Raw genomic sequence first — 13,247 nt, 5'->3', positions numbered from 1 at the left:
CTCGTAGGAACCACGCTAGACGTTGACGTAGCGTCAAGGTCAAGTCTCCGCTGAAATGATTCTGTAATCCTGGCCGGTCACACTGGAGGCATGACTCCACAAGAGCCCCGTTCCGACGCGCCACGAGCGCAGCGCCCCATCCCCGTCACCGTGTCCATCACCCGCCGCGTCGACCCCGGACGCATCGGCGAGGTGACCCGCTGGGTGCAGGGCGGCGTCAACCTGGCCAACTCGCACGAGGGCTTCCTCGGCTCCGGCTGGGTGCGCGCGTCGAGCGATTCCGACGAATGGCACATGCTGTACCGCTTCGCCGACGCACGCACGCTCGAAGCATGGGAGGCGTCCGACGATCGTGCGGACTGGCTGTTCGAGGGGCGCGAACTGGTCGAGGTGGCGCGCGTCGAGAAGCGCACGGGCATCGAGGGCTGGTTCGACGAACCGCAGCCCGGTGTCGCCGCGGCACCTCCGCGCTGGAAGCAGGCCATCACGATCTGGCTCGGGTTCTTCCCCCTCAACCTCGCGTTCACGTCGCTGGTCAACTGGCTGGTTCCGGGCTGGCACCACCTGTGGCCGCTCGCGACCGTGCTGGTCACGACGCTCATCCTGACGCCGATCATGACGTATTTGCTGCTCCCGTTCGTCACGCGGATGCTGCATCCGTGGCTGCAGGGAACGCAACCGGCACGGTCGGCCTAGCCGCGCATCCGCCGAAATCCCGCCTCCGGGGGTTGCAATCCTCGCCAACGCGATATATCGTGATTCTCGTCAACAACGCGATATATCGCGAATCACCGAGAATTCCGCCTCGCAGGCGGCCAGGAAACAGGAACACAGGGAGCACGAGCATGGCACAGGACAAGTGGCTCATCCAGCCCGGCGAGACCAAGATCATCGACGTCGACCTGGTGCGAAGCCTCAAAGTCAGCTTCGTCGGAGGCCAGATCGACATCATCGGCCACGACGAGCCCGGCGCACGCGTCGAGGTGCACTCCATCGCGGGGCGCGACCTCAAGATCACCCTCGACGGCGACCGCCTCGAGATCGACCACCCCCAACTGCGGTGGGACAACTTCATCGAGGTCTTCAAGTCGCTCCGCAGCAACGCCAAGGCTGACGTGAGCGTGCTGGTCCCCCGCGACGTCGCGCTCAAATTCGGCATCGTCTCGGCCAACGCGCTCGTCTCGGGGCTCGTGACCGACGCCCGGCTGAGCACGGTGTCCGGCGACCTCGTCGTCGACGGCCTCACCGGCAACCTCGAACTCAACGGGGTCGGCGGCGAACTCTCCGTGCGCGATCACACGGGCCGCATCCATGTCCATACCGTCTCGGGCGACGTCACCGCCACCGGCGCGATCGAGAAGTTCAGCTCCGACGGCGTCTCGGGCAACGTGCTCCTCGACATCACCGGAACCCCCGACGAGATCAACGCCAACACGGTCTCGGGCGACCTGACGGTCCGCATCCCGCAGGCCGTCGGCGCCCGCTACCGCATCAACACCGTCTCCGGCCGCATGCAGCTCGACAACGCGCTGTTGCACGGACCGGCCGGCAAGGGATTCGCGGGAACGACCGGCACGCTCGACGGCAGCTGGGTGGACATCACCGTGAACTCCGTCTCGGGTGACGTCTCCGTCTTCCGCAGCGAGCCGGGCGCGGATGCGGGTGCGGGTGCGAGTGCGTCAGCGGATGCTTCGGCGGATGCTTCGGGCGCGACGGGGACGAACGGAGCGACCGCATGACTCCCGTCTTCGCCCACGGCAACCTCCGCCTCTACCTGCTGAGCCTGCTCGCCGAGTCCCCGAAGCACGGGTACGAGCTGATCCAGGCATTGAGCGAACGGTTCGGCGGCACGTACAGCCCGAGCGCCGGGACCATCTACCCTCGACTGGCCAAGCTTGAAGAAGAGGGCCTCGTCACGAAGTCCACGGAGGGCCGCAAGACGGTCTACTCGATCACAGAGGCCGGCCGGGCCGAACTCGAGTCGCGCGAAGGCGAACTGGATGCGATCGAGGACGAGGTGACCGACTCCGTGCGGCGCCTCGCCGACGAGGTCCGCGCCGGCGTCAACGAGGCCATGCGCAGCCTGCGCGCCGACTTGGCGTCCGCCGCCCGCGACGCGAAGCGCAGCAGGCGGCCGGTCGACTTCCAGTACGACGCGCGCCAGACCGCGAACGCTGCCGCCCGGGAGGCCGAGGCCGTTCTCAACGAGTTCCGGCAGCAGCTGCGCACCGACCTGCGCTCGCAGGCCGCGCGGGGTGGCCTGCCGGACTCGGTGGTCCCCCAGCTGCGCCTCGAGCTCGCCCGGGTGCGCGCATCCATCCTCGAGGCGCTCAGCCGCACCCCCTGAGCGCAGTCCTGGGCGGCCGTTCCGTCGAACACAGGGAAAAGCATCCTGAATGAGAATCTTGGGATGCTATTTCCTGTGCTCGGCGGAGACCGGGCGCGGGCGCGAAGTGGGCGCGGAGCGGCGCGGGCGCGAAGCGGGCGCGAAGTGGGCGCGGAGCGGCGCGGGCGCGAAGCGGGCGCGGAGCGGCGCGGGAGCGAAGCGGGCACAGGTGCGTCCGCGCGGCCGGCCCCGACGGTCGGCCGTGGCTGGCGGGCGGTGGCCTAAGCCGCCCGGCCGGTTTCGAACACCGTGGTCGAGTTTGGGCAGTGCAGGTACGAGTGCTCTCCGTCGCGCTCGACCCGGTGCTGCGCCAGCGGCTCGCCGCAGACGGGGCAACTCGTGTGCGCCTCAGGCTGCGGATCGTCCGTGCCGTAGGGGCCGAGCGGCGGTGGTCCCAGAACGGGGATCAGTTTGTCGTCCAGCCACTCCGCGGCGCGAGACGCGAACGGTGGTCTGCCGGTATGGCCGGTGTTGCGTGCCATCTTCCGAAGCTACGCGCGCGCGCTTCGAGCTCGCTGTGAGTTCGCCGGATGCGCAGGCACCGGCGGCGGTCGGTTCACGGGCAGTAGAGCTGCGTCTTGATCCCGGAGCGATCGATCTCGTGGTCGGCCATCGGCTTGCCGCAGAGCGGGCAGAGCGGAGGAGTGGATGCCACCGCCGGCTCGTCGTACGGCCCGAGCGGGGGCGGCCCCAGCCAGGGGAAGAGCACGCGGTTGAGCTTGTTGAAGAAGCCTTCGTGGGGATGCGGTTCTCCGAAATCATTTCGTGTCACAATCATTAGTGTACTAACTAAATGGCTAGAATGTGTCCATGCCCGTCCAGACCGAACCGGTGAACCTGCTCAAGCTCGAGAACCAGGTGTGCTTCGCGCTCGCCGTCGCCTCCCGCAGCGTGAACGCCGTCTACCGGCCGCTGCTCGAGCCGCTCGGGCTGACGCATCCGCAATATCTCGTGATGCTCGCCCTGTGGGATCGCAGCCCGCGGTCGGTCAAAGACCTCGGCGCTGCCCTCCAGTTGGAGCCTGCGACGCTCTCTCCGCTGCTCAAGCGACTGGAGGCGATCGGGTACGTGCGGCGCCGCCGGAGCGACGCGGACGAGCGGATGCTCGAGATCACGCTGACGGATGCCGGGGTCGCCTTGCGCAGTCAGGCGGAGACCATTCCACCCCGCATCGTGGAGCGTCTGGGCATGCAACTCGACGAGCTCGAACGCCTTCGTGAGTCGCTGAATCAAGTCATTGCAGCAGCGCAACAATAATGGGCGGCGACGCGCCGACTTGACAGTGGATTAGCAGCGAGTATTCTCGACCCTCGTGACAAATGAGGGGAGATCCCCGAAGCGGTGGTTGATCGGCGACCCGCTTCCGAGCGAAAAACTCGAAGGACAGCTACTCCCGAAGCACCTCGCCCTACCCATCTTCGCCAGCGACGCACTCTCGTCCGTGGCGTACGCTCCGCAGGAACTCCTCATGATCCTGCTGCTCGGAGGACTCGCGTTCCTGAGCTTCGCGCCCTGGGTCGCCGCAGCCGTCATCGTGCTGCTCGTCACTGTCGTCGCCTCCTACCGCCAGCTCGTCAAGGCGTACCCGTCGGGCGGCGGCGACTACGAGGTCGCGCACAAGAACCTGGGCGAGAAGGCCGGCCTGGTCGTCGCATCCGCCCTCCTCGTCGACTACGTCCTCACCGTCGCCGTCTCGGTCGCCAGCGGTGTGGACAACATCATCTCCGCACTGCCGTTCCTCAGCGAGTTCCGGGTCGAGATCGCGGTCGCGTTCGTCATCGTGATCGCCGCCGTCAACCTCCGCGGCGTCCGGGAATCCAGCAAAGCCTTCGCGATCCCGACCTACATCTTCATCGGAAGCATCTTCCTGATGATCGTGACCGGGCTCATCCAGACGTTCCTCGGTCATCCCCCGATCGCCGAGTCGGCCCAGTACAGCGTGAAGGCGGCCAGCATCACGCAGGCCGCGACGATCCTGTTGCTGCTGCGCGCGTTCTCGAGCGGATGTAGTGCCCTGACCGGCGTGGAAGCGGTCGCCAACGGAGTCCCGGCCTTCCGCACCCCCAAGATCAAGAACGCCCGCCGAACACTCGGCATGATGGGCGGCATCGCGATCGTGCTGTTCGCCGGACTGACCACGGTCGCTCTGATCAGCGGCGTGCACTACGCAGAGAACCCCTGCGACCTGCAGGGCTGGGCCCAGTGCGCGACCTCGCCGCAGCGGTCCCTAATCGCCCAGATCGCCTCCGCGACCTTCGGCAACAACTCGGTGCTGTTCTTCATCGTGCAGGCTGCGACCGCCGTCGTGCTCCTCCTCGCGGCGAACACGGCGTTCAACGGGTTCCCGCTGCTCGGCTCCGTGCTCGCCAAGGACTCCTACGCACCCAAGTCGCTGAACACGCGCGGTGACCGTCTCGTCTACTCGAACGGCATGATCCTGCTGGCGCTGGCCGCCACCGTGCTGCTCGTGGTCTACCAGGCGAACTTGACCAACCTCATCCAGCTGTACATCATCGGCGTGTTCGTCTCGTTCACGCTCGGCCAGACCGGCATGGTGAAACACTGGATCTCCCTGCTGCGCAGCGGGACTCCGGACCGCGGAAGCGTCGTCCGCAGCCTCTCGATCAACGCGTTCGGCGCGCTGCTGACCGCAGTGGTCCTGATCGTCGTGACGATAACCAAGTTCACGCACGGCGCCTACCTGGTGTTCATCTTCATGCCGATCCTCTTCACGCTGATGCTCGGCGTCAACCGGTACTACCGCGACGTCGAGAAAGAGGTCGAGGTCGACCCGGTCACGACGTTCGGCAGCAACGGCGACCACGCCATCGTCCTCATCGGAAAGATGCAGAAGCCGGGCCTCAAAGCGCTCGACTACGCGATCGCCGCGCGGCACGACTCCATCGAAGCGGTGCACGTCTCGATCGACGACGACGCCACCGCGAAACTGCAGCAGCAGTGGATCGAACAGAACATCCATGTGCCGCTGACCATCATCGAGTCGCCCTATCGCGAATTCGGGCTCCCGCTGATCAAGTACCTCAAGCACCGGCGCGAAGAGCACGGCTCCGAGGTCGTCACGGTCTACCTCCCGCAATACATCGTCGGTCACTGGTGGGAGAACATGCTCCACAACCACCGTGCGCGCCGCATCCGCCAGCAGCTGATGCTGTGCCACGGAGTCACGGTCGCGCTCGTGCCGTGGCTGCTCGACTCCTCGTCGCTCATCTACGGACGGCGCTCCCGCCCGCTCCCCGGCCAGGACCGGCGTGGTGAGCCGATCCGGCCGATCGCGCGGCGTCCTCTCGAACCGGCGTCGACCAGCGGGCATGGCCGGGGCGGGCTGACCTCGGCTGCGGCCGAGTCCGCTGCGGCCAAGTCGGCGGCGAATGCTGCGGCGAAGAGCAACGCGGCTGCAGCGAGAAGCAACGCGGCTGCGGCGAAGAAGTCCGCGGCTGCGGCGAAGGCGGCCGGCGGGGCGCCCGGTGCTGCTCCGTCGGGGTCGACGTCGACACCCGCATCCGCCTCGAAGCAGCAGAAACCCAAGCAGCCGGCGCGCGCCAAGCGCTGAGCTTGGGCGGCGGGGACCCGCTCGCACTAGTTTCGCCCCACCGCACGTGCTCTACCAGGTGTGGCGAGACGCAACACGTGCGACGAGTCGTCTCGCATGGGGTCGGGCAAGGGATGGATGCGTAGCCCGGGCGACGCGCATCCGCACGGCTTGCGCGCGCGAAGCGCTCATGCATCTCCGCGCAGACGTTGTGCGCGACCGCCCACGTTGCAACCTGTGCGCGCGAACACAACGTCTGCGGTCGAAGACCACACCGCAACGAGCTCACGCGTCGGCGGCAACACCCCACTCGACAGGTTCACGCGTCGGCGGCAACACCCCACTCGACAGGTTCACGCGTCGGCGGCAACACCCCACTCGACAGGTTCACGCGTCGGCGGCAACACCCCACTCGACAGGTTCACGCGTCGGCGGCAACACCCCGCGCGACAGGTTCACGCCCGAGCTGCGACGGCCCGCACGTCAGGTTCACGCCCTGGGCGCGACCGTCCCGAGCGGACGGTACTCCCGCACCACGAGCCGCGGCTTCACGAGCCGGTGCCGGGGGTCGGCCACCGCGTCCGACCCGCTGTGCACTTGGCCGCCGTGCGCACCCGTGAGCAGCTCCAGCACGCCCGCCGCGACCTCGTCGAGCGGCTGTTCGACGCTCGAGAAGCCGATCGAGGCGGCCACGGGCGTGTTGTCGTAGCCGACGACCCGGATGCGGCCCGCGGTCGCCATCAGCGCACCCAGGGCGAGGGAGTCGCTCGCGCAGACCACAGCATCCACCCCGCCGGATGCGGCCTCCAGCCGTCGCATCGCATCCGCGCCGAATGCGACGCCGTCCTCCGTCGCCACCGACAGCGTCTGCAGCACGTCGTCGCCCAGTCCGCTCGAGGCCTGCATCGTCTCCAGCCACCCGCGCCGGCGGTCGTCTCCCGTTCCGGAGGGGCTCGGCCATCCGATGTAGCCCACGCGCCGCGCGCCCGTCGACAGCAGGTGGGACGTCGCCTGCTCCAACCCGTCGCGCCCGTCGACGTCGACCCAGAGGTGTTTCGGATCGTTCATGTCGTCGATGCCCCACGGGCGTCCGAACGTGACGAACGACTGCCCGTGCTCGATGAGCCATTCGGTGCGGGGGTCCCCGTGGAATGTCGAGGTCAGCACGAATGCATCCACGTCGGCGCCGTCGCTGAGGCGCTTGAACTGGCGGATCTCCGCTTCGGGGTCTTCGGCGGTGAACAGGGTCACACGCAGGTTCTTCGCGTCGGCCTGTTCGGTGAGGGCGTGGAGGAACCGGTCGAGGATGGACCCCGAGATGCCGTCAGTGGTGATCGGATCGAGGCGGATCCCGATCGTCGAACTCTTCTGGGTGCGCAGGCGGCGGGCGGATGCGTGGGGCCGGTACCCGAGGTCGGCGATCGCCGCCTCGACGCGCTCCCGTGTCTCGGGGCGGACCATCGTCGGCGAGTTGAGGACGTTCGAGACGGTCTGGCGGGAGACGCCCGCCGCCTCCGCGACATCGAGCACTGTGGGCAGCTGTCCCATCGGCGCTCCTCTCGCTTGGATCGTTCAAAGCTGGATCCGACCATACCGCGCCGGCGGCCACGGATGCGCGCCACGCGACGGGTTGACACTCTCCGAGAGCGGTGGTTATGTTGGGGGCGCCGCATTTGATCGTTCAAACCGTAGCGTAACCTGCGTGCATTTGAACGATCAAAACACACCGAAGGAGGTCAGATGCACGCCCTGCCGGCGAAGCGTCCCTCCGCATATTCCCCCCGCTCGGCGACCACTCCTCCACAATCCGAGTGCGCCGGGCTCCTCCACACTTTGCCAACCTCGCCCCTCAGAGTGCCCGAAACCCGGGCACACTACACCAAGGAGAAATAATGCAACGTACCAGCACACGGTGGCTCGTCGGCGGCGCAGTAGCCGTCGTCGCAGCCCTGACCCTCAGCGCATGCGGGTCCGGTTTCGGCGGCAGCGGCAGCGGCTCGACGAGCGGAAAGCTCACCTCGAGCAGCAAGCCGCTCACCGTCATGATCGGGTCGAGCGGCGACGCCGAGACCGCGGCGGTCAAGTCGGCCGTGGCCGGCTGGTCGAACAGCTCGGGCACCAAGGCCACCGTCGTCGCGGCGAGCGACCTCAACCAGCAGCTCTCGCAGGGCTTCGCGGCGAAGAAGCCGGCCGATGTCTTCTACCTGTCGACGGATGCGCTGGCCGGCTACGCCTCGAACGGCTCGCTTCTCGCCTACGGCGACCAGCTCGCCAACAAGGGAGACTTCTACCCGAGCCTGGTCAAGTCGTTCACCTACAACGACAAGTTCTACTGCGCGCCGAAGGACTTCTCGACGCTTCAGCTGATCATCAACACAGACATGTGGAAGGCGGCAGGCCTGACCGACTCCGACCTCCCCACGACGTGGGACCAGCTCGAGGCCGTCAGCAAGAAGCTCACCACTCCGGCGCACGTCGGCCTCGGCATCTCGGGTGAGTACGCACGCATCGGCGCCTTCATGACGCAGGCCGGCGGCAACCTGATGAACGACGACAGCACCAAGGCGACCGCCAACAGCGACGCCAACGTCCAGGCGCTGACCGAGGTCAAGAAGATGCTCAACGACGGCACCCTCAAGTACGCCAAGGACCTCGGCGCTGGCTGGGGCGGCGAGGCGTTCGGCAAGGGGCTGGCCGCGATGACCATCGAAGGCAACTGGATCACGGGCGCCATGACCAGCGACTACCCGAACATCAAATACAAGGTCGCCGAACTCCCCAAGGGTCCGGCCGGCAACGGCACGCTGCAGTTCACCAACTGCTGGGGCATCGCAGCCGACAGCCCCAACCAGGCGGCGGCGCTCAAGCTGGTCGAGAAGCTGACCAGCAAGGGCGACCAGCTCGCCTTCTCGAAGGCGTTCGGGCCGATGCCGTCGATCAAGTCCGCGGCCTCACAGTGGAAGACCGAGAACCCCGATCTGGCACCGTTCCTCGCGGCCGCCGACTACGCCAAGGGCGTGCCGACCGCCAAGGGTGCAGCTGACGTGGTCACCGACCTCAACTCCAAGCTGGAGACGCTGAAGACGGGTGACCCGAAAGCGATCCTCGACGCAACGCAGAAGAACCTCGAAGCGCTGCTGAAGTAACCGGACATGTCACAACCTTCGAGTCGGTCTCGCCGTTCCGGAATCCGGCGCGGCGAGGCCGCCTCGGGGTGGCTGTTCACCGCCCCGATCATCGTCCTCCTCGGCATCTTCCTGGTCATCCCGGTGCTCATGGCGCTCTGGGTCAGCTTCTCCGACTGGGGCGGCCGCGGCAGCCCCTTCTCGAGCGATGTCAACTTCGTCGGGCTGAAGAACTACACGACACTGCTGTCCGGGGGCGGCCTGGCCGAGCAGGACTTCGGCACCTCCTTGCGCAACAACGCCTGGTACGTGGTCCTGGTGGTCCCCATCCAGACGGCAGTCGCCCTCTTCCTCGCCGTGCTCGTCAATCGGGCCATCCTGCGCGGCCGAGGGTTCTTCCGCACGGCCTTCTACTTCCCGTCCGTGACGAGTTCCGTGGCGATCACCGTGCTCTGGCTCTTCCTGTTCAGCACGACCGGCGCAGTCAACAAGTTCCTGTCCTGGTTCGGCATCAACGGGCCGAACTGGTTCAACGACCCGAGCGGCATCATCCACAACTTCCTCGGCCTGTTCGGGGTCACCACCGGTCCACCCGTCCTGACGAACAACGAGTTCCTCGGCGTCTCGTGGTGGGACTGGCTCGCCGGGCCATCGGTTGCGATGTCCGCCTTCGTGATCATGGCGATCTTCACCACCAGCGGCACCTTCATGCTGCTCTTCATCGCGGCGTTGCAGAACCTCGGCAGCGACATCAGCGAAGCCGCCATGATGGACGGCGCGAACGGCTGGCAGCGCTTCTGGCGCATCACCCTCCCGCAATTGCGGCCGACCCTGTTCACCGTGCTGACCCTCGGCCTCATCGGCTGCTGGCAGGTCTTCGACCAGATCTACACCGGCACGCAGGGCACCCCTGGCAAGACCACCCTCACTCCCGCGTACCTCTCGTACACGTCGGCCTTCAACAACCAGGAATGGGGCCAGGGCGCTGCGATCGCGTTCATCCTGTTCATCATCATCGTGGCGTTCACCGTCTTCCAGCGCTGGGTGCTGCGTGAACGCAAGGTCTCGAAGCGTCGCACGCGCCGCTACCAGGTGGCTGCAGCATCCGAGACCGTGAGGGGAGCAGCGTCGTGACGATCACCGCGAAACCGTTGGCGCCCTCATCCACCGGGTCCGGCCCCGGCGCGAGCCGGCACCGCCGCCGCAAGCGCTCCACCGCGACGATCGTGGCGACGTCGATCACCTACGCCGTCCTCATCGCGATCGCGATCGTCTACGTCATGCCGTTCCTGATCCAGGTGGCGACCTCGTTCAAGACGGATGCGGATGCTACGGCCAATCCGGTCGCTCTCATCCCGGCGACGTGGACCACCGCCGCCTACCAGAAGCTGTTCGGCTACTCCGATTTCCCGACGTGGTTCAAGAACTCTGCGATCGTGACGATCTTCGTGACCTGCGGCCGCGTGTTCTTCGATTCGCTCGCCGGCTATGCCCTCGCACGTCTCCATTTCCGCGGCCGCAGCTTCGTGTTCGCGGCGCTCGTCGCAGTCATGGCGGTGCCGGCTGTCGTGCTGCTGATCCCCAAATTCCTGGTGATCAACCAGCTGGGCATCTACGACTCGTACGCCGGCATGATCGTTCCCCTGCTCACGGACGCCGCCGGGGTGTTCATCATGAAGAACTTCTTCGAGTCGATCCCCCGCAGCGTCGAGGAGCAGGCGCGCATCGACGGAGCCGGAACGTTCCGGCTCTTCTGGTCGGTCGTCCTGCCGATGGCGCGCCCCGCGCTCATCACGATCGTCATCCTGTCGTTCCAGGGGTCATGGAACGAGCTGAGCCACTTCATCATCTCAACACAGGACCCGGCGCTGACGACGCTGACCAAGGGCGTTGCGGGACTGGCCAGCGGACAGCTGAGCCAAGGGCACCAGTACCCGATCAAGCTTGCCGCAGCCGCGATCATGACGATTCCGGTCGCGCTGATGTTCTTCATCTTCCAGAAACGCATCATGAACACCAGCGAAGGCGCCGTGAAGGAATGATCCGCCCCGCGGCCCAGTCGCTCCGCTCCGACCACACATCGACGACCGCCGAGGAGGCGTGACACCCACCATGACCCAGCCCCACCAACCGCTCCTGCACGACAGCGTCGTACTGCTGGCAACGCCGAGCCAGGCATGGTCGGCGCACGACGGCGACATCCGCGCCCGCGGCATCGAGGGGTTCTACCACTCCGATCTGCGCGTGCTCGACGAGATTCGGCTCACGGTCGCAGGTGCGGAACCCGAGCACATCGCGACCTCGCCCGTGGACGCGGCAACCACCGTCTTCACCGCCCTCGCCCGCGACGTCGACGACGAGACCGCCGACCCGCGGGTGCGCATCGAGCGCCGCCGAACCGTCGAGACCGATTCCCTCGAGGAATCCATCACCCTCGTCAACGCGCTGGCCGGGCCGGTGCAGACGACGATCTCTGTCGACCTGCACGCCGACTTCACACCCATGCAGCTCATCAAGTCGGGCCGCCGAGGCAACGAGTCGGAGGTGGACGCCGAACAGGATGGCGCGGTCGTGCGGTTCGGGTCCGGCGAGGTCGGGGCGAGGCTCGAGGCGCCGGATGCACGCATCGCGATCACCTACCGAGGCGAAGGGGGCGCATCCGGCAACGTCCCCGACGGCGCATCCGCCCGCCTCGAGTGGACGGTCGACGTCGCGGCGCAGTGCAGCACCACAGTCTCCTGGCGGATCGCCGTGACCGACCCGACGACGGTCGTCGCCGGCGCCGAGAGCTCAGCGGAGTGGGATGCCGTGACCGTCCGGGCGGGAGACTCGCGCCTGTCGTCGTGGGTACGGTCGGCGATCAGCGACCTTCAGGCCCTCCGCATGGTCACCCGAGACCACCCCGACGACGTCTTCCTCGCTGCGGGAGCGCCCTGGTTCTTCACGCTCTTCGGGCGCGACTCCCTCTGGGCGGCGCGGATGCTGCTCCCCCTCGGCACCGAGCTCGCCGCATCCACTCTCCGCGTGCTCGCGGCCCTCCAGGGCGTGCGCGAGGTGGCGGAGACCGCGGAGCAGCCCGGCAAGATCATGCACGAACTCCGGCCGGGTGTGCTGACGATCCCCGGCCTCGACATCTCGCTCCCGCCCCTCTACTACGGAACGGTCGACGCGACCGCCCTCTGGATCGCGCTCCTGCACGACGCGTGGAAGTGGGGGATGCCCGACTCCGAGGTGGAAGCGCTCCTGCCGAACCTGGAGGCGGCACTGGCGTGGATGCGCGACTACGGCGACAGCGACGGCGACGGGTTCCTCGAGTACGTCGACACCACCGGCCACGGGCTGGCGAACCAGGGCTGGAAGGACTCCGGCGACTCGATCCAGTGGCGGGACGGCACCCTGGCCGAGGGGCCGATCGCGCTCTGCGAGGTGCAGGCGTATGCGTATGAAGCGGCCATCGGCGGGGCTGCGCTGCTGGAGCACTTCGGTCGCCCGGGCGACGCGTGGCGGGACTGGGCGGCAGCACTCAAGGCGCGCTTCGCGGATTCGTTCTGGATCCACGACGCCGACGGCGCCTATCCCGCGGTCGCCCTCGATGCGCAGAAGCGGAAGGTCGACACCGTCACCAGCAATATCGGGCACCTGCTCGGCACCGGCATCGTGGAGCGGGACGAGGCCGTCCTGATCGCCCGCCGACTCGCCTCACCCGCGCTGAACTCGGGCTTCGGCCTGCGCACGATGTCGAGCGACTCGGCCGGATTCTGGCCGCTGAGCTACCACGGCGGATCGGTGTGGACGCACGATACAGCGATCGCGATAGCGGGTCTCGGGCGCGAAGGATTCGCCGACGAGGCCGCCTCGCTCATCGAGGGGCTGCTGAGCGCTGCGGACGGCTTCGGCTACCGGATGCCCGAACTGCACTCCGGCGACGCGTCCACCGAGACCACGACGCCCATCCCGTACCCGGCGGCCTGCCGACCGCAGGCCTGGTCGGCGGCGGCGGCCGTTGCGGTGCTCGGCACGCTGCTCGGGCTCGAAGCGGATGCGCAGACGGGCGAGCTGCGCGTGGCACCGCTCACGTCATCCGGGACCATCGATGCGCGCGGGCTGCGCTTCGCGGGCGAGCCGTTCGGCGTCGCCGTCGACGCGGAGGGCCGGGTCACCCGCTCGTAGCCAGCGGCGCACAGGC

General features: G+C 67.5%; 12 protein-coding genes. 9 read left to right on the top strand and 3 right to left on the bottom strand.

Annotation, left to right across the window (positions count from 1 at the left end):
- Positions 1-90 precede the first annotated feature (90 nt).
- The 3 genes from ACV7NN_RS13345 to ACV7NN_RS13335 all read left to right on the top strand — a co-directional run bounded on the left by ACV7NN_RS13345 (position 91) and on the right by ACV7NN_RS13335 (position 2,347).
- Positions 91-696 carry an antibiotic biosynthesis monooxygenase gene (locus ACV7NN_RS13345; RefSeq protein WP_463350058.1) on the top strand — a complete coding sequence of 202 codons (606 nt, stop codon included), beginning with the start codon at positions 91-93 and terminating at the stop codon, positions 694-696.
- Positions 697-845: 149 nt separating this feature from the next.
- Positions 846-1,739: a DUF4097 family beta strand repeat-containing protein gene (locus tag ACV7NN_RS13340; RefSeq protein ID WP_463350057.1), complete on the top strand. Its 894-nt coding sequence runs from the start codon at positions 846-848 to the stop codon at positions 1,737-1,739.
- Entirely contained in the window at positions 1,736-2,347 is a 612-nt protein-coding gene (locus tag ACV7NN_RS13335; protein ID WP_463350056.1) for a PadR family transcriptional regulator, read from the top strand. Before ACV7NN_RS13340 ends, ACV7NN_RS13335 begins: the two co-directional genes overlap by 4 nt.
- Before the next feature lie 260 nt (positions 2,348-2,607).
- Here the strand turns inward: ACV7NN_RS13335 and ACV7NN_RS13330 are convergent, their stop codons facing one another.
- Positions 2,608-2,868, bottom strand: coding sequence for a hypothetical protein (locus ACV7NN_RS13330; protein WP_463350055.1), 261 nt, complete (start codon positions 2,866-2,868; stop codon positions 2,608-2,610).
- Between the two features lie 74 nt (positions 2,869-2,942).
- A complete protein-coding gene (locus ACV7NN_RS13325; RefSeq protein WP_463350054.1) occupies positions 2,943-3,158 on the bottom strand; it encodes a hypothetical protein in 216 nt (71 codons plus the stop codon).
- Positions 3,159-3,196: 38 nt separating this feature from the next.
- Between ACV7NN_RS13325 and ACV7NN_RS13320 the strand changes: the two genes are divergently transcribed.
- Both ACV7NN_RS13320 and ACV7NN_RS13315 read left to right on the top strand, forming a co-directional pair.
- The gene (locus ACV7NN_RS13320; RefSeq protein ID WP_463350053.1) at positions 3,197-3,643 is read left to right on the top strand and encodes a MarR family winged helix-turn-helix transcriptional regulator; all 447 of its coding nucleotides are present in this window, start codon (positions 3,197-3,199) and stop codon (positions 3,641-3,643) included.
- Positions 3,644-3,731: 88 nt separating this feature from the next.
- Positions 3,732-5,957: an APC family permease gene (locus tag ACV7NN_RS13315; protein ID WP_463351295.1), complete on the top strand. Its 2,226-nt coding sequence runs from the start codon at positions 3,732-3,734 to the stop codon at positions 5,955-5,957.
- Between the two features lie 468 nt (positions 5,958-6,425).
- Here ACV7NN_RS13315 and ACV7NN_RS13310 read toward each other — a convergent pair whose 3' ends face one another.
- Positions 6,426-7,484, bottom strand: a complete 1,059-nt coding sequence (locus tag ACV7NN_RS13310) for a LacI family DNA-binding transcriptional regulator (protein WP_463350052.1) — start codon at positions 7,482-7,484, stop codon at positions 6,426-6,428.
- Between the two features lie 344 nt (positions 7,485-7,828).
- Between ACV7NN_RS13310 and ACV7NN_RS13305 the strand changes: the two genes are divergently transcribed.
- The 4 genes from ACV7NN_RS13305 to ACV7NN_RS13290 all read left to right on the top strand — a co-directional run bounded on the left by ACV7NN_RS13305 (position 7,829) and on the right by ACV7NN_RS13290 (position 13,231).
- Positions 7,829-9,082, top strand: a complete 1,254-nt coding sequence (locus ACV7NN_RS13305) for a sugar ABC transporter substrate-binding protein (protein ID WP_463350051.1) — start codon at positions 7,829-7,831, stop codon at positions 9,080-9,082.
- Positions 9,083-9,088: 6 nt separating this feature from the next.
- Positions 9,089-10,195: a carbohydrate ABC transporter permease gene (locus ACV7NN_RS13300; RefSeq protein ID WP_463350050.1), complete on the top strand. Its 1,107-nt coding sequence runs from the start codon at positions 9,089-9,091 to the stop codon at positions 10,193-10,195.
- 89 nt (positions 10,196-10,284) lie between these two features.
- Positions 10,285-11,103: a carbohydrate ABC transporter permease gene (locus tag ACV7NN_RS13295; RefSeq protein WP_463351294.1), complete on the top strand. Its 819-nt coding sequence runs from the start codon at positions 10,285-10,287 to the stop codon at positions 11,101-11,103.
- Between the two features lie 70 nt (positions 11,104-11,173).
- Positions 11,174-13,231, top strand: coding sequence for a glycogen debranching N-terminal domain-containing protein (locus tag ACV7NN_RS13290; RefSeq protein WP_463350049.1), 2,058 nt, complete (start codon positions 11,174-11,176; stop codon positions 13,229-13,231).
- Positions 13,232-13,247 lie beyond the last annotated feature (16 nt).

This window comes from Leifsonia sp. Ger2509, from assembly GCF_055231915.1.
The sequence above is the reverse complement of the archived record's forward strand: the minus strand, read 5'-3'. Positions and strand labels throughout refer to the sequence as shown.